20 protein-coding genes and 1 pseudogene are annotated in these 21,091 nt (G+C 71.9%); 12 read left to right on the top strand and 9 right to left on the bottom strand.

Going from position 1 to position 21,091, the window contains the following annotated elements; all coding sequences use genetic code 11:
- Positions 1-11: 11 nt before the first annotated feature.
- Together ACWD0Y_RS02360 and ACWD0Y_RS02355 are read right to left on the bottom strand one after the other, a co-directional pair.
- Positions 12-248, bottom strand: a complete 237-nt coding sequence (locus tag ACWD0Y_RS02360) for a DUF397 domain-containing protein (RefSeq protein WP_450258604.1) — start codon at positions 246-248, stop codon at positions 12-14.
- A complete protein-coding gene (locus tag ACWD0Y_RS02355) occupies positions 245-1,054 on the bottom strand; it encodes a helix-turn-helix domain-containing protein (RefSeq protein WP_450258603.1) in 810 nt (269 codons plus the stop codon). The genes ACWD0Y_RS02360 and ACWD0Y_RS02355 overlap by 4 nt, the downstream gene beginning before the upstream one ends.
- A gap of 83 nt (positions 1,055-1,137) precedes the next feature.
- On the opposite strand from ACWD0Y_RS02355, the pseudogene ACWD0Y_RS02350 reads away from it, so the two are divergent.
- Positions 1,138-1,530: pseudogene (locus tag ACWD0Y_RS02350) on the top strand (hypothetical protein); the annotation flags it as partial.
- A gap of 111 nt (positions 1,531-1,641) precedes the next feature.
- A complete protein-coding gene (locus tag ACWD0Y_RS02345) occupies positions 1,642-2,589 on the top strand; it encodes a hypothetical protein (protein WP_450258642.1) in 948 nt (315 codons plus the stop codon).
- A 38-nt stretch (positions 2,590-2,627) separates the two neighbouring features.
- Here ACWD0Y_RS02345 and ACWD0Y_RS02340 read toward each other — a convergent pair whose 3' ends face one another.
- Positions 2,628-3,122 carry a MarR family winged helix-turn-helix transcriptional regulator gene (locus ACWD0Y_RS02340; protein ID WP_450258602.1) on the bottom strand — a complete coding sequence of 165 codons (495 nt, stop codon included), beginning with the start codon at positions 3,120-3,122 and terminating at the stop codon, positions 2,628-2,630.
- Between the two features lie 143 nt (positions 3,123-3,265).
- On the opposite strand from ACWD0Y_RS02340, the gene ACWD0Y_RS02335 reads away from it, so the two are divergent.
- The gene (locus ACWD0Y_RS02335) at positions 3,266-3,904 is read left to right on the top strand and encodes a LysE family translocator (RefSeq protein ID WP_450258601.1); all 639 of its coding nucleotides are present in this window, start codon (positions 3,266-3,268) and stop codon (positions 3,902-3,904) included.
- 23 nt (positions 3,905-3,927) lie between these two features.
- On the opposite strand, the gene ACWD0Y_RS02330 is transcribed toward ACWD0Y_RS02335, so the two are convergent.
- Positions 3,928-5,127 (bottom strand): barstar family protein, encoded by a 1,200-nt coding sequence (locus ACWD0Y_RS02330; protein ID WP_450258600.1) that lies wholly within the window; start codon positions 5,125-5,127, stop codon positions 3,928-3,930.
- Between the two features lie 158 nt (positions 5,128-5,285).
- Here ACWD0Y_RS02330 and ACWD0Y_RS02325 point away from each other — a divergent pair, with 158 nt between their 5' ends.
- Entirely contained in the window at positions 5,286-6,548 is a 1,263-nt protein-coding gene (locus tag ACWD0Y_RS02325) for an alpha/beta hydrolase family protein (RefSeq protein WP_450258599.1), read from the top strand.
- 40 nt (positions 6,549-6,588) lie between these two features.
- Here ACWD0Y_RS02325 and ACWD0Y_RS02320 read toward each other — a convergent pair whose 3' ends face one another.
- Complete coding sequence (locus ACWD0Y_RS02320) at positions 6,589-7,179, bottom strand: Uma2 family endonuclease (protein WP_450258598.1); 591 nt, start codon at positions 7,177-7,179, stop codon at positions 6,589-6,591.
- 72 nt (positions 7,180-7,251) lie between these two features.
- Positions 7,252-7,971: a GDSL-type esterase/lipase family protein gene (locus tag ACWD0Y_RS02315; RefSeq protein ID WP_450258597.1), complete on the bottom strand. Its 720-nt coding sequence runs from the start codon at positions 7,969-7,971 to the stop codon at positions 7,252-7,254.
- 58 nt (positions 7,972-8,029) lie between these two features.
- On the opposite strand from ACWD0Y_RS02315, the gene ACWD0Y_RS02310 reads away from it, so the two are divergent.
- The 3 genes from ACWD0Y_RS02310 to ACWD0Y_RS02300 all read left to right on the top strand — a co-directional run bounded on the left by ACWD0Y_RS02310 (position 8,030) and on the right by ACWD0Y_RS02300 (position 10,879).
- Positions 8,030-9,049 carry a WD40 repeat domain-containing protein gene (locus ACWD0Y_RS02310; RefSeq protein ID WP_450258596.1) on the top strand — a complete coding sequence of 340 codons (1,020 nt, stop codon included), beginning with the start codon at positions 8,030-8,032 and terminating at the stop codon, positions 9,047-9,049.
- Positions 9,050-9,146: 97 nt separating this feature from the next.
- On the top strand, positions 9,147-9,338 hold the full coding sequence (locus ACWD0Y_RS02305; RefSeq protein WP_450258595.1) for a DUF6381 family protein: 192 nt from the start codon (positions 9,147-9,149) through the stop codon (positions 9,336-9,338).
- A 251-nt stretch (positions 9,339-9,589) separates the two neighbouring features.
- Positions 9,590-10,879, top strand: a complete 1,290-nt coding sequence (locus ACWD0Y_RS02300) for an ATP-binding protein (protein ID WP_450258594.1) — start codon at positions 9,590-9,592, stop codon at positions 10,877-10,879.
- 236 nt (positions 10,880-11,115) lie between these two features.
- Here the strand turns inward: ACWD0Y_RS02300 and ACWD0Y_RS02295 are convergent, their stop codons facing one another.
- A complete protein-coding gene (locus ACWD0Y_RS02295) occupies positions 11,116-11,913 on the bottom strand; it encodes a TetR/AcrR family transcriptional regulator (RefSeq protein WP_450258593.1) in 798 nt (265 codons plus the stop codon).
- A gap of 98 nt (positions 11,914-12,011) precedes the next feature.
- Here ACWD0Y_RS02295 and ACWD0Y_RS02290 point away from each other — a divergent pair, with 98 nt between their 5' ends.
- Positions 12,012-13,004, top strand: a complete 993-nt coding sequence (locus ACWD0Y_RS02290; protein ID WP_450258592.1) for an ATP-binding cassette domain-containing protein — start codon at positions 12,012-12,014, stop codon at positions 13,002-13,004.
- Positions 13,001-13,867, top strand: coding sequence for an ABC transporter permease (locus tag ACWD0Y_RS02285; protein ID WP_450258591.1), 867 nt, complete (start codon positions 13,001-13,003; stop codon positions 13,865-13,867). The genes ACWD0Y_RS02290 and ACWD0Y_RS02285 overlap by 4 nt, the downstream gene beginning before the upstream one ends.
- Positions 13,868-13,948: 81 nt before the next feature.
- On the opposite strand, the gene ACWD0Y_RS02280 is transcribed toward ACWD0Y_RS02285, so the two are convergent.
- Together ACWD0Y_RS02280 and serC are read right to left on the bottom strand one after the other, a co-directional pair.
- Positions 13,949-14,626, bottom strand: a complete 678-nt coding sequence (locus ACWD0Y_RS02280; RefSeq protein ID WP_450258590.1) for a DUF4360 domain-containing protein — start codon at positions 14,624-14,626, stop codon at positions 13,949-13,951.
- A gap of 230 nt (positions 14,627-14,856) precedes the next feature.
- A complete protein-coding gene (gene serC, locus ACWD0Y_RS02275; RefSeq protein WP_450258589.1) occupies positions 14,857-15,975 on the bottom strand; it encodes a phosphoserine transaminase in 1,119 nt (372 codons plus the stop codon).
- A 253-nt stretch (positions 15,976-16,228) separates the two neighbouring features.
- Between serC and ACWD0Y_RS02270 the strand changes: the two genes are divergently transcribed.
- From ACWD0Y_RS02270 to ACWD0Y_RS02260, 3 genes are all read left to right on the top strand, one after another.
- Positions 16,229-19,114, top strand: a complete 2,886-nt coding sequence (locus ACWD0Y_RS02270; RefSeq protein WP_450258588.1) for an FAD-binding and (Fe-S)-binding domain-containing protein — start codon at positions 16,229-16,231, stop codon at positions 19,112-19,114.
- Between the two features lie 86 nt (positions 19,115-19,200).
- Positions 19,201-20,202: an EamA family transporter gene (locus ACWD0Y_RS02265; RefSeq protein ID WP_450258587.1), complete on the top strand. Its 1,002-nt coding sequence runs from the start codon at positions 19,201-19,203 to the stop codon at positions 20,200-20,202.
- A gap of 76 nt (positions 20,203-20,278) precedes the next feature.
- Positions 20,279-21,082, top strand: coding sequence for a TIGR03084 family metal-binding protein (locus ACWD0Y_RS02260; RefSeq protein ID WP_450258586.1), 804 nt, complete (start codon positions 20,279-20,281; stop codon positions 21,080-21,082).
- Positions 21,083-21,091 lie beyond the last annotated feature (9 nt).

The following is a 21,091-nucleotide window of genomic DNA, read 5'->3' as shown; positions in this document are numbered from 1 at the left end:
CGGGGTCAGCGTTATTTGCGGTACGTCGCGACGAAGGCGGACCAGGTGGTGGGGGAGAGGGTGAGGGCGGGGCGGGTGACGTCTTTGGAGTCGCGGACGTGGATGGCGTGGGGGCAGGTGGCTACCTCCACGCACTCACCGCCCTGGCTGCCGCTGTAGCTGGACTTGGTCCAGGCGACGGCGACCTCTACACATTCGCCCTCTTCGCCGCTGTAGCTGCTCTTGAACCAGTTGAGGTGTGAGCTCATAGTTCCTGTGCCACCTGTTCGATCAATTTGGCGGACTCTTCGGGAGTCAGAGAGTGCGCCCGCAGAATGCCATATTTACCGAACAGGTTGCCGAGGTCGGGTTGTTCGCTGACGAAGTAACCGCCCTTATGTCCTTCGATGTAGGCGAGTCGACGGCGCTCGGCTGTCTCCAACAGGATCATCGGCCCCATGAGCCCGGCGTGCGTCTGTCGGTTGTGCGGCATGACTTGGATCTCGACATGGCGGAGTCGGCCGAAGTCAAGGATGCCGTACAGCTGCTCCTTCAGGACCGAAGGGCCACCGAGTGGACGGGTCAACGCACTCTCCTCGATCACAAAGCCCAGGTTGGGCATGGGCTTGCGATGGAAGAGCTGCTTGCGCTTCAGCCGCGCTGCCACTCGCTTCTCGATCTCCTCGTCATCCAGTGACGGAAAGTAGTTGCAGTTGAAGACCGCCCGCGCGTACGCCTCGGTCTGTAGCAACCCTGGGACGACGTGGTTCTGGTACGAGTGGACAGACGACGCTTTCTGCTCTTCAGCCAAGTAGTCCTCGGTCCATGGCGGGATCCCGCTGTCTTTGAACTCCTTATCGGCCACGACCAGTAGTGCACCTTGTGCACCCAACACCTCGTCCGCCTTGGGGACGAAATTTCCCCTGGGAGGCCGCTCTCCTCTTTCCACCATGGCCACTTGCGACTTGGAAAATCCAATGTGACCGGCCAGCGCGTCCTGTGACATGTCGGCCCGGCTGCGATGGAAACGCAGCAGCGCGCCGAATGACTTCGAACCTCGTTCGCCGTTGTGCACAGCGTCCTCCCCGAGTGCACAGACCTGCACAGTCGTCGTGTGGTGCTGGTCACAGTCAACTCCGGCGCGGGATCGTCTGTTTCATGAACAGAGAAACTGCGCCCTCATGGGTGCCCACCTCCGGGCATGCCCTGCGACATGCCGGTATCCACTTCGACGCGGTGCGGATCGAGGGGATCCTGGGGGAGCAGGCCGCGTACGAACTGCTCCAGTTCACGGACTTCCGGGCCGGGCCGATCGTCCGTGAGGAGACCGGCGCGCGGAGCATGTACTTCCTGTTGCCGCCGCAAACCGCCGCCGCCCACCGCTGGCCGGCGGGTGTGCGGGCGCTGAGCCGGGGTGCGGGGTGTGCGGCGTTCGTCGGCGTACCGGCGCTGGGGGGAGCCACCTGGCCGTTGGGATGGCAGTCGCGTCCGACGGCGGAAGTGCCGTTCGTGGACGGGGCGTTGCTGCGCGAAATGGTCGAAAGGGCGGTCCGTGCGGTACGGCGACCGCGTCATCACGCTCCGTTAGACGGGGCGGTCCCCGGCGGTGCTTGCGACACCGGCCGAGGACCTACACACCGACTGGATCAGAGGTCCAACGGGATGCTTCGGCATGCTATCGCGCCCTCGCGCGACTATCTCAAGGCCCCGCACGCGATCGTGCGGCACGCACGCCTCAACAACGACGCGAAAATGCTCCTGCTGTACGTCCTCGGGCTGCCCGAGAGCAAGTGCGGCAAGCCCCTGAGCGAGCACGCCGCCCGGCTCGGGATCAAGCCGCGGGCGTACCAGAAGGCCAAGGCGCTGCTGGTCGAGTGCGGGTTTCTGCGGGAGAACAAGTGGCAGAACGACCGCGGGCGCTGGGTCACCGAACAGATGGTGACCAACGACGTTTTCGCGTCACCGGGTGCGCGGTTTCCGACGGCCGGTGATTCGACCGATCGGGTGGTCGGCGCCTCTCCTACGGAGAAGGAAGAACAGGGGAAGAACACTCCCCACCCCCCACCCGAAGACGAGCCGGAGTCGGACCCGGACCCGGACCCGGAACCGCAGGCGCAGTCGCAGCCGCTCACCGGGGAACTCGCCGAGGCCGAGCGCGTACTGCTGTCGCTGCGGCACCTCGACCGGAGGCTGCACCTGGGCGTACCGGAAGCACGGAGGCTGGCGGCGACGGCGGTCGAGTGGCTGCGGCGCGGGGTCTCGCCGGGGGAGCTGCGGCTGGCACTGAGCGCGGGGCTGCCCGCGGGCGGGGTCCGGTCGGCGGTCGGGTTCCTGCGGTACCGGCTGGTGGAGAAGCTGCCCGAGGTGCCGTCCCTCGCCCGCACGATCGCCACGGCGACGCCCCCGCCCGGCCGGGACCGGGGTGAGCTGGTGCTGTGCGCGGGGCCGGGCGACGACCACGCCTTCCGGCCGGTCGCGGGCGAGACGGAGTGCGGGGAGTGCCGCAGGGAGGCGGCGGCCCGAGCGGCGGGCTTCGGCGCCCGGCCGCAGGCGGATGCCGTACGGCTGACGTGGCGGGAGCGGGTCGCGGCGGCCACCGGCACGGCGTAGGACACGGCGCGGGGTGGGGGCCGAACGGCGGGCCGGGCTCAGGAACTTCCGGCGCCCTCGGCGTTGGCGATCATCCTGCGCAGTACCTTGAGCGCGGCCACGTACTCCTCGTCGCTGACGCCCTCGTGGACCACGGCGCGCACCTCGGTCACCAGTGCGCGCAGCCGCACCCTGGCAGCCTCCCCGGCATCGGTGAGGTGCAGGAGCTGCCCGGCGTCGGTCCGGAGCCAGCCGCGGTGGAGCAACTGGTCGACGACCCGCGCGATGTCGTACGGCCCGTCCGCGAGGGGGGTCAGCCGGTCGACCACCTCCTCACGGCCGGGCGGCACCGGCCCGCCGTTCACGGTGTTCAGCACCCAGTACTGCGGCTGCGTGACGTCCACTCCGGCCATGACGTCACGCAGGTGCCGGGTGACCGCCGCGTGGGCGCGACCGCTCCAGTAACCGACGGGCTGGGTGGCCAGCATGTCGTCGGTGGCGTCGGGATCGGCCGGCGCCTGGTCGGTGGTGGTGGTTTCGGTCAGCGGGTCCATGATCTTGACGCTATCCGCTGGGTGTACGTGCGCATCCCGAACCTGCGCGGTTGTCTCAAACCATGACCTGGAACGGCTCGGACCGTTGCGGTCGGTACGGAAAAGGGGTGCAGGCGCGGGCGGACTCCGTGTTACATGGCTCCATGGTGTCCACCGACCGGCTGCTGGCGTTCGCGGCCATGTCCTTCCTGCTGATCGTGATTCCCGGCCCCAGCGTGCTGTTCGTGATCGGGCGGGCGCTGGCGCAGGGGCGCCGTGCCGCGCTGACCACGGTCGCGGGGAACACGCTCGGTGCCTATGCGCTCGTCGTGGCCGTGGCGCTCGGGGTCGGTTCCGTCGTGGAGCGCTCGGTGCTCGTCTTCACGGCGCTGAAGCTCGCGGGCGCCGCGTACCTGGTGTACCTCGGAGTCAAGGCGGTGCGGCAGCGCGGGTCGCTGCACGCCTCGTTCACCGGTGACGGTCCCGCGCACGGCGGCCTGCGCACGTTGTGGGAGGGGTTCGTGGTCGGTGTGGCGAACCCCAAGACCATCGTGTTCTTCGCCGCCGTACTGCCTCAGTTCGTCGACCGCAGCCAGGGGAACGTGCCGGTTCAGATGCTGCTGCTCGGACTGGTCTTCAACGCCATCGCGGTGACCTGCGACAGCGTGTGGGGACTGGTCGCGGCGACCACGCGGACCTGGTTCGCCCGCTCGCCGCAGCGGCTCTCCCTGATCGGCGGGGTCGGTGGGTTCGCCATGATCGGCCTCGGCGTCACCGTCGCCGCCACGGGCCGCAAGGACTGAACGCAAGCGTTCCCCAAGGCCGTTCAGCGCAGTTCGACCGTGATCCCGGAGTGCTCCAGCAGCCACAGCACGCTCTCGAAGTAACTGAGTTCGCCCTCCCTGTCCACGCTGACCGAGGACAGGGACCGGCGGGCGATGTCCGCGTGGTGCCAGACCAGGGTGAACGGCCCCGGCATGCGGTCCCCGCCGCAGGAACAGCCCTGGAGCAGGCCCCGGCACACGCCGAAGGACGCGCCGGGACCGCCGATGGCCTCGCCCAGGGCGCACCACAGCCCCGCGATGTCCGTCGCGAACCGGCCGTCCAGGTGGCACGTGCCGCCCACGTGCCCGTCACCGAGGCCCGGGGTGGTGAACCGCTGCCACTCCGCCCTGGCCTCCGGCGTGAGCCGGGCCCATTCGTTGGGCTCGCGCGGGGCGCCTTCGTACCACGCGTCCCAGGCCGGCCGGCCCGCCGCGGACAGGGCAGGCACGATCCTTTTGCCGAAGGTCACGTCGATGAGCGCGCCCCCGAGGGCGGACGGGCGCGCTTCGCCGATGTCCAGGTACAGGTTCTCCAGGACGTGGAACACCCGGCCCGTGCGGTCCAGCGCCCAGAGCTCCACCGGGTCTCCGCCCACCCGCGGACGGGTCAGGCGGCGGAGCAGCCGCTCGGAGGGCTCGCAGCCGACCAGGGTCAGCGGGGGCCCGGCCGACGGCTTCGGCCGGTCGGCGTACAGCCCGTCGACCCGGCGGCACGTGCCGATCATGCCGCCGGTGCCGTTGTACACGCAGACCTCGGCCCACTCGGGCTCGGTCCCGGGGGCGCGGCGGGACCCCGCCGGGCCCGGGGGGCCGGTCACCTCGGCCTCTATCACCACGTCGATCCGGTCCGGACCGCTCTCGCCGGGCCGGCTGCCGACGACGACGGCTCCGTCCAGGTCCCAGTAGTGCACCGCGTTCCGGTCCTCCTCGTCGTCGTAGACATGGAGGCTCAGGTCACCCAGGTTGTCGCGCTCCCGCTCGGCCCCGTCGACGGCCTTGCGGAGCCGGCCGTCCGGAACGCACCCGACCAGGGTCAGCCGCTCCCTGTGCGGTGCGCGGTCCACGAACAGCCCCTCGACGTCGGCGCACCGCGCCCAGAGGGTCTGCTCGCCGTCCCACTCCTCGTCGATCAGCAGGTAGCGCAGCGGAAGGTCCCGCTTCCAGGTCCAGCGCACGTCCTCGAACCGTTGTTCTTCCGTCACGGGGCAGACCCTAACCGCCCCTCCGGATGCCGTGCCCGGGGGCGCTTCCCGGCAGTGTGAGGGCCTACCGCAGTACGACATGACCCGGCAATCCCCTAGGGGACAGAGCTGACCGTCGTCGGATGTGGCGCCGGGGGCGTGCTGCGTACGGTCGCCGCATGGTCAACAGACGCACGGTCACCAGCCGCACGGTCACCAGCCGCCCCTTCACCCTTCGCCGCCGTACCGCAGCCGCCCTGCTCGCACTCGCGCTGCCGCTGTCGCTGCCGGTCGTCTCCGCGCAGACGGCCTTCGCGGCGTCCGCCGGTTCCTCCGCCGCGCTTTCCCCGTCCGCAGCCACCACCGAGCAGCTCCGGCTTCCCCGCCCCACCGGCCCGTACGCCACCGGACGCCAGATCCTCCACCTCACCGACAAGAGCCGGCGCGACCCCTGGGTGCCGTCGGCGGGTGCGCGGGAGCTGATGGTGTCGATGTACTACCCGGCCCGCCCCGGCACCGGTGGCCAGGTCGCCGAGTACATGACGACCGAAGAGGCCCGGCTGCTGCTGGAGAGCCAGGGGTACGCGGGTGTCTTCCCGCCCGAACTGCTCAGCTCCACCCGCGCCAACGCGCGCACGGACGCCCGCCCGGCAGCGGGCCGGCATCCGCTCGTCGTGCTCTCGCCCGGCTTCTCCCTCAACCGCGCCACCCTCACCCTCCTCGCCGAGGAGCTGGCCGGACGCGGTTACGTCGTGGCTCTGATCGACCACGCCTACGAGTCCGTCGGGACGGCGTTCCCCGGTGATCGCACCCTCACCTGTGTCGCGTGCGAGAAGGTCGAATCGGTGCCCGACGGCAAGGAGAGCAAGGCGGTGCTGGCCGCCGTCGCCAACGGCCGGGCGGACGACGTCTCCTTCGTACTGGACCGGTTGACGGGCCGTCACCCGGTGTGGAAGGACGCGGGGATGATCGACGGCAAGCGGATCGGGATGGCCGGGCACTCGATCGGCGGCAACAGCGCCGCCCGTGCCATGGCGTACGACAGCAGGATCCGGGCCGGGGTGAACATGGACGGCACGTTCTTCGCGCCGGTGCCCGTCGGCGGGCTCGACGGGCGGCCGTTCATGATGCTCGGCACCGATTCGCTCCACCGCCCCGGCGGCGAGGACAAGAGCTGGGACAAGGGGTGGAAGCGCCTGGACGGGTGGAAGCGCTGGCTGACCGTGACCGGTTCCGGCCACTTCACCTTCATCGACCTGCCGGTGCTGGGCGGACAGCTGGGCATGACCGATCCCAAGGCTCCGCTGCCCGGGAAGCGGTCCGGTGAGATCACCCGTGACTACGTCGGCGCCTTCTTCGACCAGCATCTGCGCGGGATCCACCAGCCACTGCTGGACGGGCCTTCGTCCGCGAACCCGGAGGTCGGCTTCCAGCCCAAGTAAGGCCAGTCGGCGCGGTCGTCGGCGTGGTCGGTCGGCGTGGTCAGTCGCGGGGGAACTCGTCGGTGGAGAGGGTGAGGCCGACGACCGTGCCGGTCAGGTCGACGGGGTCGCCGAAGTCGAGGGTCAGTTCGCCTCGGTACTCGTCGCCCTTCGGGAGCGTGTAGAGGTGGCACTGCCCGGTGTACGGGTCGGCGACCAGGTAGACGGGGACGCCGGCGGCGGCGTACGCGGCCTTCTTGGGCCCGTAGTCGTTGGGCGCGGTGTCCTTGGAGATGACCTCGGCCACGAACTCGATGTCCTCGTAGCGCCAGCGGCCCTTGGCGTTCTTGGCGGCGCCGTCCGCGAGCGCGACGACGTCGGACGCGAAACCGTTGAGGTGGCCCGGGAAGTCGATGCGGACGTCCGAGGCAGTCCGCTTCCTCGGGTACTTCGCCCGCAGCTGCTCGACGATGTCCAGAATGATTTCCCAGTGAGTCTGCCGTTGCGGCGACATGTGGATGGTCCCCTCGACGACCTCGACCTTGTATCCCTCGGGGACGGGCATCCGCTCGAGCCACTCGAACAACATGTCCAGAGTCAGCTCGTCGCTGCTGTCGGCCATCTCGATCCTGTCGGTCTCTACGACGGTCATCGTGCGGCTCCTCCCCGCTGCCGCGTGTGCGCGGGCAGCCCGCGCAGTACAACGATACGCACGGCGGCCGGGTCACGCGCGGCTGAATGAGGGGGAGGGCGCGGAGGAAGACAAGGGGTACGGCGCCCCCAGGCCCCACGCCCCGTGCATCGCGTCCGCGAAGGCCGCCGCCAGTTTGTGTTCGCCCGTCGGGCCCGGGTGTGTGCCGTCGTACGTGTCCCGGTGGATGTCGTACGCCGGGTGGGGCGCCGCCAGCAGCAGCGGGGACGCCCCGGGTGCGTCGAGGTTCGCGACCGCCTTGGACAGGAGCTCGTTGAAGCGGGCGCACTCGGCGGCGAACGGGGCGTCGGACTCGGCCCGGACGTTCGGGATGACCGGGTGGATCACGATGCGGACGCGCGGGTTGGCGGCGCGGGCCTCGGTGATGAAGCGCTCCGCGTTGTCGGCGGTCTGCGCCGCGTCCGTGTAGAAGCCGAGGTCTATCAGGCCCAGGGAGACCAGGAGGACGTCCGCCCCGGACGAGGCGACCGCCTCCCGGATCAGGGGCGCCATGTGCAGCCACCCCTCGCCCCAGCCCGACAGGTGGCGGCGGGCGTGCGGCGGGAAGTCCGGGTCGGCGTACGCGCGGGAGACCGGGGCGTCCACGGAGGCGTCGTACAGCTCGGTGCGGGGACCGATGACCTCGAAGGGGCCGCCGAACGACGCCGCGAGGTGCTGCCACATGCGATAGCGCCACGTGAAGTCGCCGGCGCACCCGACGGTCATGGAGTCGCCGACAAACAGGAAGCGCATTGCGTCATCATCCCGGATCACCGCCGTGGCCTGCGACGTGATGATGAACACTTGGGCCATGCGCTCGCTCTCGTACGCCGCCGTTCCCGTTGTCGCCGCCGCCGCTCTCCTGCTGGGCGCGGCCGGCACCGCCGTCGCCGACGACGGCTTCACGATCAAGGACCCGCGGATCACCGAGTCCAGCGGCCTGGCCGCCAGCCGTGTCCACCCCGGCGTCTACTGGACGCACAACGACAGCGACGACGGGGCGTTCGTCTATGCCGTGGACTCCAGGAGCGGAGAGACGGTCGCGACCCTCACCCTGCGCGGGGTCGGTGCGCCGCGCGACGTCGAAGCGATCTCGATCGGAGCCGACGGGAACATATACGTCGGCGACATCGGCGACAACCTGGGCGGGACCTGGGACCACGTCTGGATCTACCGCTTCCCCGAACCCCGGAAGCTCGGCGACGCGACGGTCGACGCGACGCAGTTCACGGTGGAGTACGCCGACGGGGCGCGCGACGCCGAGGCCCTGATGGTGCATCCCCGAACCGGCCGGGTCTACATCGCCAGCAAGAACGAGGACGGCGGCGGGCTCTACGAAGGGCCCGCCCGGCTGTCGGCCGGCGGCACGAACGTCTTCCGGCGGGTGGGCGAGGTGCCGTGGGTGACGGACGGGGCGTTCTCGCCGGACGGGAAGGAGCTGGTGCTGCGTTCCTACCTCAGCGCGCGTGCGTACGAGTGGAAGGCCGGGAGCGGGGGCGCAGGGCGGCTGGGGGCCGACCGGGGGGTGGGCGCACCGTTCCAGCGGCAGGCCGAGTCGGTGACGTACACGGCCGACGGCACGGCCATGATGTTCGGCTCCGAGGGCGTCGGGAGCGAGGTCGCGCGGGTGGAAGTGAAGGGCCGGGAAGGCGGCGGCGGAGGGCAGGGGAGTGGGGGCAAGTCCCCTTCCGGGGAAGGGGGTTCGGGCGGTGGCGGCGAGGGGAGCGGCAGCGGTGGCGGTGGTGACGGCGAGGTCACCCTGGGGCTCGTCGTGCTCGGGGGCGTGGTGGCCGCGTTCCTCGGGCTGAAGCGGCGGGGACGTCGATCCTAGGGGGCGGCGTAACGGACGGTGACGGTTCGGCGTGCGAGGGTGACGGGTTGCTGCTTCGCTGGAGGGGACCCGCTCTTCCTAGCGTCAAGGAGTGACGATGAGCGTTGCAGGCGAATCCCGTGGCCGCGTACAGCAGATGCGAGACAAGGCCGAGCAGCTGAAGCAGGCGGCGGAGCGCGCGACCGACCCGCAGGAGCGCCAGAAGCTTCAGGAGAAGGCCCGGCGGCTGCAGGAGCAGAGCCAGCAGGAGGGCGCGATGGGCGGCCAGGGGCAGTACCCGCCCGACTAGTCGGCCCTCGGCGGCGTCAGCACCACCGCATCACCAGCACCCTCACGAGTCGATGGCCTTCCGTTCCGCGCGCGCGGGCGGGGGGCCATCGGCCCGTTCCCGGGAACGTCCCCACGCGTTCGCCGGCCGCCCTGGCTACGGACGGAACGTCGGGTTTCCCGCCGGGGATTGTGCACAGCGGCGCAGGACCCGCCGCACCGTCGCCCCTAGCCTCACCGGAACAACACCAGCACCTACGAGGGGCGGTACCGGTGAACTGGCTGATCCATGACTACCGCGAGAGCGATCTCGCGGCAGTGGTCCACCTGATCGACACCACGGCCGAACTCGGGCAGGAGTCGGTCTTCTCGCTCGCCGAGTGCATCGGTGCGCTCACCTCGCGGCAGCCCGCCGTCGTCGCCGTGCACCAGGGCGTCCCCATCGGCGCGGCGCTCGCCTGTGTGGCCGGGGAGCGCGCCTGGGTGATGCGCATCGCGATCTCCTCGGCCTGGCGCGGGCGGGGACTGGCCAGTGCTCTCCTGGTGGAGCTGGAGCGGCGGCTCGTCGCGGCGCGGGTGGGGCGTATCGCGTACGTGCTGCCCGAGGAGGACCTGCTCGGCGAAGGGCTGCTCAACGCGGGGTACACGCGCCGGCCGGCCGTGGCGTACTTCGAGAAGGTCGAGCCGCTGCACGGCCCCGCGGCCAGTCTCCTGGAGGACCTGGGCGGGCGGTTCCTGCCCAGTGACCTCTGGGCGAAGGTGGCCGGCATGGAGGCGGAGAAGGACCTGATCGAGCGGCGCGTCGTACTGCCGCTCGCGCAGCCGGAGCGCGCCGCCCGGCACGGGGTCCGGCCACCGCGCGCGATCGCCCTTTTCGGACCTCCCGGGACCGGCAAAACGACGTTCGCGAGAGGCATCGCCTCCAAGCTGGGCTGGCCGTTCGTCGAGCTGCTGCCGTCGCGGCTGGCCGACGAGGGCAACCTCGCGGCGGCCCTGCGCGACGCGTTCGCCCGTATCGCGGAGCTGGAGCGGGTGCTGGTCTTCATCGACGAGGTGGAGGAGATCGCTCCCGTACGGACCGAGCCCGCGCAGCCGGGCGGGATGCACGGAGTGACCAACGAGCTGCTCAAGCTCATACCGGGCTTCCGGGAGGGCGACGAGCGTCTGCTGGTGTGCGCCACCAACTCCGTCCGGTCGCTCGACCCGGCGTTCCTGCGGCCCGGCAGGTTCGACTACCTGATCCCCATCGGTACGCCGGACACGGCGGCGCGGGCGGCGATCTGGTCCCGGTACACGGACGGCCGGGCGGATGTGGACGTGGCGGTGCTGGTGGCGGCCAGTGAACTGTTCACGCCGGCGGACATCGAGCACGCGGCCCGCATCGCCGCCCAGGCCGCGTTCGAGCGGGACCTGGAGGAGATCGGGGCCGGTGCGGGCGATCCGCGCGCGCTGGGCGCGGGCACCGAGGACTACCTGGCGGCGATCGCGCAGTGCCGGCCGACGGTGACGCCCGAGATGATCGACCAGTTCGGCGCGGACATCACGGCGCACGCCCGGTTCTGAGAGGGCGGGGCGGCTCTGCGGGTGCGGCGCCGCGCGTGGGCGGCCCGTGGTGCGGGCGGTGGATCGTGGCGGCGGGCGCGGTGCTGGTCCTCGACGCGCGGGTGGCCCAGCGGGACGGGGGCCGGAGCCGGCCACGGCGCGAGGCACGCCCTGACGCCCCGAGCCCGGCTGCCGACGCGCCCTGACGCCCCGCGCCCGGCTGCCGACGCGTCCGTACGCCTGGGTGCCGCGCCCGGTCACCTTCCGTCGGCCCGCTCCGCCACCAGCACTTCGAAACCGGCGATCAAGCGGCGCAGGCCGAATGCGAAGTGGTCGAAGTCGGGGGAGAAGGTGTCCTCGTCGAGACCCGCCACCAGCGGAAACCGGCCGCTCGCCATGGCCCGTTCGAGGTACGGCGTCTGGCTCGCCCAGAAGTCCTCGTGGCTCAGCCCCGTCTCCTTGGCCGCCTCGTCGGCCTCCGCCTCCATCCGGGCCACGCCGACGACGAAGCTCTGCACCGTGATGATCGCGGAGATCAGCTCCTTGTCCCTGAGCCCCATCCCCTTGAGCGCGGCCAGTGACACTTCGAGGCTCCGCACGGCGCTCGGGCCGAGTACCGTGCGCGCCTGGTTGATCTTCAGCAGCCAGGGGTGGCGCCGCAGCAGGGCCAGATGGGTGCGGGCCATGGCCTCGACGGCCGCCCGCCAGTCGGCCGGTTCCCGGGTGCCGACCGCGTCGAGCGGTTCACCCTGTACGCGGTCGAGCATCAGGTCGAGCAGCTCGGCCTTGCCCGGCACGTAGCGGTACAGCGACATGGTGCCGGTGCCGAGTTCGGTGGACAGACGGCGCATCGACACCGCGTCCATGCCCTCCGCGTCCGCGAGCGCGACCGCCGTGCCGACGATGCGGTCGAGGGTGAGGCCGGGCTTGGGACCGCGGCTCGGACGCTCGCCCGTACCCCAGAGGATTTCGAGGCTGCGGCCGATGCGGCCGCTGCCGCCGGCGCTCGTGTCACTCGTGGCGTTCGTGCCGCCGGTCCCGGTCGTCTTCTTCATGAGCTCACCTTAAATCGCCCGGACGCAAACTGAGTACGCTGTACTCTCATTCGAGTACGCCGTACTCAGTTTCATCGTGAGCGGGAAGGGAGCCCCTTGTGAGTGGCACCGATTACGCCGTGCGGGCCGAAGGGCTGCACAAGCGGTACGCCGAGAAGAGGGGGGCGGGCGGCGGTGCCCGGAAACCCGCCCTCGACGGCTTCGACCTCGCCGTCCGCGCGGGCACCGTCCACGGCCTCCTCGGACCCAACGGCGCGGGCAAGACGACCGCCGTGCGCGTCCTGGCCACGCTGCTCACGTCCGACGGCGGCCGCGCGGAGGTCGCGGGCGTGGACGTGGCCCGCGATCCCCGGCTCGTACGCCGCCGGATCGGCCTCGCCGGACAGTACGCGGCGGTCGACGAGGTGCTGACCGGGCGGCAGAACCTGGAGATGTTCGGCCGCCTCTTCCACCTGGGCGGCAAGCGCGCGAGCGCGCGGGCCCGCGAACTCCTGGCGCAGTTCGACCTGGTGGAGGCCGGGGACAGGGGCGTGGCCGCCTACAGCGGCGGGATGCGGCGCCGGCTGGACCTCGCCGCGTCGATGATCCTCGCCCCCCGGGTGCTCTTCCTCGACGAGCCGACGACCGGGCTCGATCCGCGCGGGCGGGGGGAAGTGTGGGATGCGGTACGGGCCTTGGTGGCGGGCGGCACGACCGTACTGCTGACGACCCAGTACCTGGAGGAGGCGGACAAGCTGGCCTCGCGCATCACCGTCATCGACCGGGGGCGGGCCATCGCCGACGACACCCCGGACGGGCTGAAGAACCGGGTCGGCGGCGACCGTATCGAGGTCGTGGTCGGGAACGCGGCGGATCTCGCGGTCGCCGCCAAGGTGATCGCCCGGGTTTCGGAGTCCGAACCGGAGGCGGACGGCGCGGCGCTGCGGGTGCACGCGCAGGTCGGCGACCGGGTGGCGGCGCTGACAGAGGTGGCGCGGACGTTGCAGGACGAGGGCATCGCGGTGGAGGACATCGGACTGCGCAGGCCGAGCCTCGACGACGTGTTCCTGCGCCTGACCGGACACCGCGCGGAACTGGAGGCAGCGGCATGAGCACCGCGAACACCCCTGCGAACACCCCTGCGAAGAGCACCGCGGACACTGCGTACGCCGCCGTGGCGGGACCCGAGCGCAGGCTCTACTGGGCGCTGGCCGACTGCTGGAACGTCACCCGGCGCACCCTCACCCACTATCAGCGCCAGCCCATGACCATCGTCTGGCAGCTCGGCTTCCCGATCGTCTCCGTACTGCTGTACGGGTTCGTCTTCGGCGAGGCGATGGCGGTGCCCGGGGACGGGGACTACCGGGAGTTCCTGATGCCGGGCATGTTCGCGTCCACCATGGCTTTCGGTTTCATGGGTACGACGATGGCCGTGGTCACGGACTCGACGAAGGGTGTGATCGACCGGTTCCGCTCCATGCCGATGGCGCCGTCGGCGGTGGCGTCCGGGCGGGGCGTGTCCGATCTGCTGGTCGCCTGCGCCGAGTTGGCGATCCTTGCGGGGACGGCCCTGCTCATCGGCTGGGAGGCCGAGGGCGGCGCGCTCGCGGCGGTCGGCGCTTTCGGACTGCTCCTGCTGCTGCGCTTCAGCCTGATCTGGGTGGGCGTCTGGCTGGGGCTGCTCGTGCCCAACGCGGAAGCGGCCGGCGGGCTCTACGCCGTGGCGTTCCCGCTGACGATGATCTCCAGCATCTTCGTGGCCCCGTCCCTGATGCCGAGCTGGCTCGGTCCCGTCGCCGCGTGGAATCCGGTCTCGTCGACGGTGACGGCGACCCGCGAGCTCTTCGGGCAGCCGGTGAGCGGTGGCTCCTGGATCGAGGAGAACGCGGTGCCGATGGCGGTGGTCTGGCCGCTGGTGATCACGGCGGTGTTCCTGCCGCTGGCGGTGCGGCGGTTCCAGGGGCTCAGCCGGTGAGCCGCTGAGTCGCTGAGCCGGGGGGCTGCTGAGGAGGCCGGGGGGTGGGCCCGGGAGGGGTGCGGGCCCACCCGGTCGTGGCTAGGCCGGGCACTCCTTCCAGGCCAGCCGGTAGATGGTCTTGATGTCGCCGTCCGTCGAGTCCATGGCGATGAAGCTGTTCGTCTTCGCCGGGTCGGAGGTGCCCGCGCTGACGCGCAGCTCGGTGTTGATGTTGAAGTTCCGCTTCGCCCCGCAGGGCGCCCAGACCAGCTGGCCCCAGTCGGTCTCGTCGGTCGCCTGCCAGTTGTTGTCGTACGGCCCGGTGTGCGGATGGGTCCTGGACGCCGTGTCGGGGGAGCCCTGGAAGTAGTACGACGCCTTCTGGGTGGCGGTGGCGCCGGCCTGGAGACGGGCGTAACCGCGGTAGTCGGCGCTGGCGACCGCGTAGGTGAAGCCGTGCGGGACGTGCACGATCAGGTTGAGCTGGCAGTTCTTGCGGAAGTCGGTCGGCTTCGCGCCGAGGCCGACCTGGGCGAGGTATTCGCTGTACGTGACGGTGAAGGCCGTGTTGTCCGGGGAGACGGCCACGGCGGCCGTTCCCTGGGGACAGCCCGATCCGTTGACGGTCGCGATCTCGATGACGATCTTGTCGGGCGGCGCGACGATCCCGGTGCCGGGGGCCGCGGAGGCGCCCTGTGCGAACAGGGTGGAGGCGAGCAGCGCGGCGGCCGCACCGCCGGCGAGCAGCTCTCGGTGCCTGGGTACGTGGCTGGGCATGGTGCTCCGATCGGTCGTCGGGCGAACTTGGGGGGTCCAACCGAAGGAACTGTCGTGTTCATGTCAAGCATTCAAGCATTCCGGCAGGTGTGCGAAGCACCGGGACCCTTCGGACTGTAGGCAGCGAGGAGGGGTCTGGATAGAGCGGTTATCGGCCGAGCGCGTGGAGAGCGGCTCATGCGAAGGGGCCCGTCCGGAGGTGTCGGACGGGCCCCTTCGCACGCGTACGCCTAGAGCTTCTCGATCACGTAGTCGATGCAGGCCGTCAGGGCCTGGACGTCGGCCGGGTCGATCGCCGGGAACATCGCCACGCGCAGCTGGTTGCGGCCCAGCTTGCGGTACGGCTCCGTGTCGACGATGCCGTTGGCGCGCAGCGCCTTGGCGACCGCCGTGGCGTCGATCTCGTCGGAGAAGTCGATCGTGCCGATGACCTGCGAGCGCTTGGCCGCGTCGGTGACGAACGGCGTCGCGTACTTGGACTCCTCGGCCCAGCCGTACAGGTTGGCCGCGGAGGCCGCGGTGCGGCGGGTCGACCAGTCGAGACCGCCCTGCGTGTTGATCCACTTCAGCTGGTCGTCCAGCAGGAAGAGGGTCGCCAGCGCGGGGGTGTTGTACGTCTGGTTCTTGAGGGAGTTGTCGATCGCCGTGGGCAGGCTGAAGAACTCCGGGACGTGGCGGCCGGACGCGTGGACGCGCGCGGCGCGCTCCAGGGCGGCGGGGGAGAAGACCGCGACCCACAGGCCGCCGTCGGAGGCGAAGGACTTCTGCGGGGCGAAGTAGTAGACGTCGGTCTCGGCGATGTCGACCGGCAGGCCGCCCGCGCCGGACGTGGCGTCGACCAGCACGAGGGAGCCGGCGTCGGCGCCCTCGACGCGCTTGACCGGCGCCGCGACACCGGTCGAGGTCTCGTTGTGGGTGAAGGCGTAGACGTCGACACCCGCCTCGGCCCGCGGGTCCGGGTGCGTGCCGGGGTCGGAGGCGATCACGGTCGGGTCGTCCAGCCAGGGCGCCAGCTTGGCGGCCTTCGCGAACTTCGACGAGAACTCGCCGAAGTTCAGGTGCTGGGACTTCCGCTCGATCAGGCCGTGGGTCGCGATGTCCCAGAAGGCGGTGGAGCCGCCGTTGCCGAGGATCACCTCGTAGCCCTCGGGGAGCTGGAAGAGGTCGCGTACGCCGTCGCGCACCGAGCCGACCAGGTTCTTGACCGGGGCCTGGCGGTGGGACGTACCGAGGAGGGAGGTGCCGGTGGCGGCCAGGGCGTCCAGCGCCTCCGTACGCACCTTGGAGGGGCCCGCGCCGAAACGGCCGTCGGCGGGCTTCATGTCAGCGGGAATCTGGATCTCAGCCACGAGCCGGAGCGTAGCCGGTTTGCGGGGGCACTGGAGACGCGTGTCCGGCGGTTGAGACGCGGACTCCGGGTGGTGAGACGGCGGAGGCGGGCGCACGGCCGGGGCGCGGGCGGGGCGTGGCGGGGGTGAGGGCGGGGCGCGGACGGGGTGCGGGGGCGGGGTGGCTCCGGTGCGGGAGCGGGGTGGCCGGGGTGGGGGAGCGAGGTGGGAACGGCCGGTTCGGGCGGGGGCGGGCGGGGGCATTCTTGGGTGCATGGCCGAACAGAGGAACGCGTGGCGCAGGTCCGACACGGCGGCGCTGGCGCGCGAGCTGCGCGGGGCCGTCCGCGGTGAGGTGGCCTTCGACGCGGCGGCACGCGCCCTGATGACGATGGACGCCTCCAACTACCGGCGCGTGCCGCTCGGTGTCGTCGCCCCGCGCGACACGGAGGACGTGGCCGCCGCGCTCGCCGTCTGCCGGACGTACGGGGTGCCCGTCGTGCCGCGCGGCGGCGGCACGTCGATCGCGGGACAGGCGACCGGCACGGGCGTCGTCCTCGACTTCACCCGGCACATGCGCGCCATCACGGAACTGGATCCCGAGACCCGCACGGTCGTGGTCCAGCCGGGTGTCGTCCTCGACGATCTGCGGGCCGCGGCGGGGGTGTACGGGCTGACGTTCGGGCCGGACCCCTCCACGCACAGCCGCTGCACGCTCGGCGGCATGATCGGGAACAACTCGTGCGGCTCGCACTCGGTGGCGTGGGGAACGACGGCCGACAACATCTACGGCCTCTCGGTCGTCCGTTACGGCGGAGAGGAGCTGCGCCTCGGCCAGGGCTGGCAGAGCGACACCCCCAAGGGGCTGCGCGCACTGGTGAACGGCGACCTCGCGCTCCTGCGCACCGGGTTCCCCGAGCTGCCGCGCCGCATCTCCGGATACGCACTGGACGCGCTGCTTCCCGAGAACGGCGTGAACGTCGCGCGGGCGTTCTGCGGAAGCGAGGGAACGCTCGCAGTGGTGAGCGAGGCGACCGTACGCCTGGTGGAAGCACCCCGCGCCCGGGCACTCGCCGTCCTCGGGTACGCCGGTGAGAGCGCCGCCGCCGAGGCCGCGCCCGCGCTCCTGCCGTACGGCCCGCTCACGGTGGAAGGGATGGCCGAAGACCTCGTTCCCGAGAACGAGCGCAGGCTGCTCCCGCGCGGCTCCGCCTGGCTCTTCGTGGAGATGGGCGGGGACTCGCCCGCCGAAGCGCTCTCGCGCGCCGAGCGGCTCGTGAAGGCCGCCCAGGCGCTCGACGGAACAGTCGTCACGGACGCGGCCGGACAGCGCGCCCTGTGGCGCGTCCGCGAGGACGCCAGCGGTACGGCGACGCGGATGCCCGACGGGAGCGAGGCATGGCCCGGCTGGGAGGACTGCGCCGTACCGCCCGCACGGCTCGGCGCGTACCTGCGCGACTTCAGGTCCCTGCTCACCGAACACGGCCTGCGCGGCACGCCCTACGGCCACTTCGGCGACGGCTGCATCCACGTCCGTATCGACTTCGACCTGCTGAGCGAGAGCGGCGTACGACGCTTCCGCGCGTTCTCCGAGGAGCAGGCGGAACTCGTCGTCGCGCACGGCGGTTCGCTCTCCGGTGAGCACGGCGACGGACAGGCACGCGCCGAACTGCTTCCGAAGATGTACGGGAACGCACTCGTGGCGCTCTTCGGCCGCTTCAAGGACGTGTGGGATCCGGCCGGCGGAATGAACCCGGGCATGCTCGCCCGCCCCGCGCGGCTGGACGAGAACCTGCGCTTCGAGGTGCTCCCCGGGCACCCCGTCGACGTCACCTTCTCCTACCCGCACGACGGGGGCGACTTCTCGGCCGCCGTACGCCGCTGTGTGGGCGTCGCGAAGTGCCGCACCGAGCAGCCGCCGCCGGGAGCGGGCGTCATGTGCCCCTCCTTCCGCGCCACCGGCGACGAACAGCACTCCACGCGCGGGCGCGCGCGCCTGCTGCACGAAATGCTCGCGGGGGAGGTCGTCACGGACGGGTGGCGGTCGGAGGAGGTGAGGGAGGCGCTCGACCTGTGCCTGTCCTGCAAGGGGTGCCGGAGCGACTGCCCGGTGGGCGTCGACATGGCGACGTACAAGGCGGAATTCCTGCACCACCACTACAAGGGCCGCGTACGCCCCGCCGCGCACTACGCGATGGGGTGGCTTCCCGTGTGGCTGCGTGCGGCGGCGCCGTTCGCGCGTGTGCTGCGGCACGCCTTCCGGGTGCGTCCGCCGGCCGCCCTCGTGAAACGTCTGGGAGGCATCGCACCGGAACGCGACCTGCCGGCCCTCGCGCCCGGCACCTTCAGAAGCTGGTGGCGGGCCCGGAACAGGGCCGGGCGGCAGCCGTCCCAGGCGCCCGGCGCCAGGACGGTCGTGCTGTGGCCCGACACCTTCACCGACCACCTCTCCCCGGACGTCGGACGGGCCGCCGTGCGCGTGCTGGAAGCGGCCGGTCTGCGGGTCACGGTGCCGCCGCGGCAGCTGTGCTGCGGCCTGACGTACGTCTCGACCGGGCAGCTCGACAGGGCCCGCGCGGTCATGCGCCGCACCCTGGACGGCATGGAACGCGCCGCCGGACTGCCCGTCGTCGTCCTGGAACCGAGCTGCGCGGCCGCGCTCAGGACGGACCTTCCCGAGCTCCTCCCGGACGACCCGAGAGCGGCCGCGCTCGCCTCCTCGGTACGCACCTTCGCGCAGGCACTGGAGGAGTACGCCCCGCACTGGCGGCCACCGGTGATCGACCGCCCGGTCGCCGGCCAGACGCACTGCCACCAGCACGCCGTACTGGGCGACGCGGCGGAACGGCGACTGCGCGAGCGGGCCGGCCTCACCGGGTCCCTCAGCGGCGGCTGCTGCGGCCTCGCCGGGAACTTCGGCTTCGAGCGCGGCCACTACGACGTGTCGGTGGCCTGCGCGGAGGAACAGCTGCTCCCCTCGGTGCGCGACGCCGCACCGGGGACGGAGCTCCTGGCGGACGGCTTCTCCTGCCGCACCCAGCTGGAACAGCTGGCGGGCCGCCGGGCGAGGCACCTGGCGGAGGTACTGGCCGAAGCACTCGCGGAGGGACGGGCGGAGGGACGGGCGGAGGGACCGGCGGAGGGACCGGCGCCCCGGTAGGCGCCCCGGCCGGCAGAGGGGCCGTAGACGGTCCCCGGTCAGGGGCGTGGGCGGTGGACGGTCCTGTTCCCTTTACCGTGGAGCACATGGACCAGCCCACCTCCGCCGCCCCCGGCCACGCGCCCGCCCCCGCCTCCGCTCCCTCGGCGCCCGAGCCCGCCCCCGGCGGGGGCACCGGCCCCGGGGCGCGTCCCGGGGCCCGGCTCGGTCCTGTGGCGATGGTGGTGGCCGGCGGGCTGTCGGTGCAGTTCGGGTCCGCCGTCGCGGTCACGATCATGCCGAGCACGGGAGCGGCCGGTGTCGTCGCCCTGCGGCTCGCCGCCGCGGCCGTGATCCTGCTCGTGGTGTGCCGGCCACGCGTGCGCGGGTACGCGCGCGCCGACTGGTGGACCGTCGTCGCCTTCGGACTCGCCATGGCCGGCATGAACGGCTTCTTCTACCAGGCGCTGGACCGCATCCCGCTGGGCGTGGCCGTGACCCTGGAGGTGCTCGGCCCGCTCGCGCTCTCCGTGTTCGCGTCCCGCCGCGCCATGAGCGTGGTGTGGGCCGCACTCGCGCTCGGCGGCGTCGCGCTGCTCGGCGGCGGCGGCTTCGGCCGGCTGGACCCGGCCGGCGTGGCCTGCGCGCTCGCGGCGGGCAGCTGCTGGGCGGCGTACATCCTCTTCAGCGCGCGCACCGGGCGCAGGTTCCCGCAGGCGGACGGGCTGGCGCTCGCGATGGCGGTCGCGGCGCTGTTCAGCCTCCCGTTCGGGCTCGCGGGGGCGGGCGGCAGGCTGCTGGAGCCGCGCACGGTGGCGCTGGGCGTGGCGGTCGCGCTGATGTCGTCCGTACTGCCGTACACGCTGGAACTGCTGGCGCTGCGCCGGCTGCCGGCCGCGACCTTCGCCGTACTGATGAGCCTGGAACCGGCCATCGCGGCGGTCGCCGGATTCCTGGTGCTGCGCCAAGCGCTCTCCGTGACCGACGCGTTGGCGATCGCGCTGGTCATCGGGGCGAGCATGGGAGCGGTCCGGAGCCAGACGCGGCACAGGGCCCGGGAGCGGTCCGCGTCCGTCGCGCCGTCCCGCGCGAAGCCGTCACAGAAATAATGCAAGCACGCTTGCTTGTTTTCTGAAGCGCTGTCATGCTCCGGGACACACCGCCCTGCCCCGAGGGGAGCGCACCGTGTCCGATCCGGCAGCCGTGCTCGACGATCTCCGTGATGAAGGGGACGAACTCGACCAGTTGGCCGACGGCCTGAGCGAGCGGCAGTGGACGCTCGCCACGCCCGCACCGGGCTGGAGCATCGCCCATCAGATCGCGCACCTGGCCTGGACGGACACGGCGGCGCTGCTGTCCGTCACCGACCCCGGGGGCTTCGCGGCGGAGGTCCGCAAGGCGCTGGCCGCGCCCGAGCGCTTCGTCGACGAGGGCGCCGAGGCGGGAGCCGGGCTGCCGGCCGGTGAGCTGCTGGCACGGTGGCGGGACGGGCGCGAGCGGCTCCGGCGCGCGCTGCGGGCGGCGCCGGACGGGGTGAGACTCCCCTGGTACGGGCCGCCGATGAGCGTTGCCTCCATGGCGACCGGGCGGCTGATGGAGACCTGGGCGCACGGGCAGGACATCGCGGACGCGGTGGGCGTACGGCGGGAGCCGACGGCGCGGCTGCGGCACGTGGCCCGGATCGGGGTGCGGGCGCGCGGCTACGCCTTCGCGGTACGGGGACTGACGCCGCCCGCCGAGGAGTTCCGGGTGGAGCTGACCGCGCCGGACGGGCGGGGGCTGTGGGCGTACGGGCCCGAGGACGCCCGGCAGCGGGTCACCGGCCCGGCGCTCGACTTCTGCCTCCTGGTGACGCAGCGGGCCCACCGGGACGATCTCGCCGTACGCGCCGAGGGCGCCGACGCCGACCGGTGGCTGGACATCGCGCAGGCGTTCGCCGGACCGGCGGGGGCGGGGCGCGAGCCGAAGCGGGACGGGGGAGGGGCGTGACCGCCGCGA

It is taken from the genome of Streptomyces altiplanensis (genome assembly GCF_053591575.1).
Note: the sequence above shows the minus strand (reverse complement) of the source record. Positions and strands in the feature narration are given on the sequence as shown.

Bases quoted from the DNA above. Each gene is read 5' to 3' on its own strand.
- ACWD0Y_RS02360 (WP_450258604.1), bottom strand. From the start codon at position 248: ATGAGCTCACACCTCAACTGGTTCAAGAGCAGCTACAGCGGCGAAGAG.
- ACWD0Y_RS02345 (WP_450258642.1), top strand. From the start codon at position 1,642: ATGCTTCGGCATGCTATCGCGCCCTCGCGCGACTATCTCAAGGCCCCG.
- ACWD0Y_RS02340 (WP_450258602.1), bottom strand. From the start codon at position 3,122: ATGGACCCGCTGACCGAAACCACCACCACCGACCAGGCGCCGGCCGAT.
- ACWD0Y_RS02335 (WP_450258601.1), top strand. From the start codon at position 3,266: ATGGTGTCCACCGACCGGCTGCTGGCGTTCGCGGCCATGTCCTTCCTG.
- ACWD0Y_RS02325 (WP_450258599.1), top strand. From the start codon at position 5,286: ATGGTCAACAGACGCACGGTCACCAGCCGCACGGTCACCAGCCGCCCC.
- ACWD0Y_RS02320 (WP_450258598.1), bottom strand. From the start codon at position 7,179: ATGACCGTCGTAGAGACCGACAGGATCGAGATGGCCGACAGCAGCGAC.
- ACWD0Y_RS02315 (WP_450258597.1), bottom strand. From the start codon at position 7,971: ATGCGCTTCCTGTTTGTCGGCGACTCCATGACCGTCGGGTGCGCCGGC.
- ACWD0Y_RS02310 (WP_450258596.1), top strand. From the start codon at position 8,030: ATGCGCTCGCTCTCGTACGCCGCCGTTCCCGTTGTCGCCGCCGCCGCT.
- ACWD0Y_RS02305 (WP_450258595.1), top strand. From the start codon at position 9,147: ATGAGCGTTGCAGGCGAATCCCGTGGCCGCGTACAGCAGATGCGAGAC.
- ACWD0Y_RS02295 (WP_450258593.1), bottom strand. From the start codon at position 11,913: ATGAAGAAGACGACCGGGACCGGCGGCACGAACGCCACGAGTGACACG.
- ACWD0Y_RS02285 (WP_450258591.1), top strand. From the start codon at position 13,001: ATGAGCACCGCGAACACCCCTGCGAACACCCCTGCGAAGAGCACCGCG.
- ACWD0Y_RS02280 (WP_450258590.1), bottom strand. From the start codon at position 14,626: ATGCCCAGCCACGTACCCAGGCACCGAGAGCTGCTCGCCGGCGGTGCG.
- ACWD0Y_RS02270 (WP_450258588.1), top strand. From the start codon at position 16,229: ATGGCCGAACAGAGGAACGCGTGGCGCAGGTCCGACACGGCGGCGCTG.
- ACWD0Y_RS02265 (WP_450258587.1), top strand. From the start codon at position 19,201: ATGGACCAGCCCACCTCCGCCGCCCCCGGCCACGCGCCCGCCCCCGCC.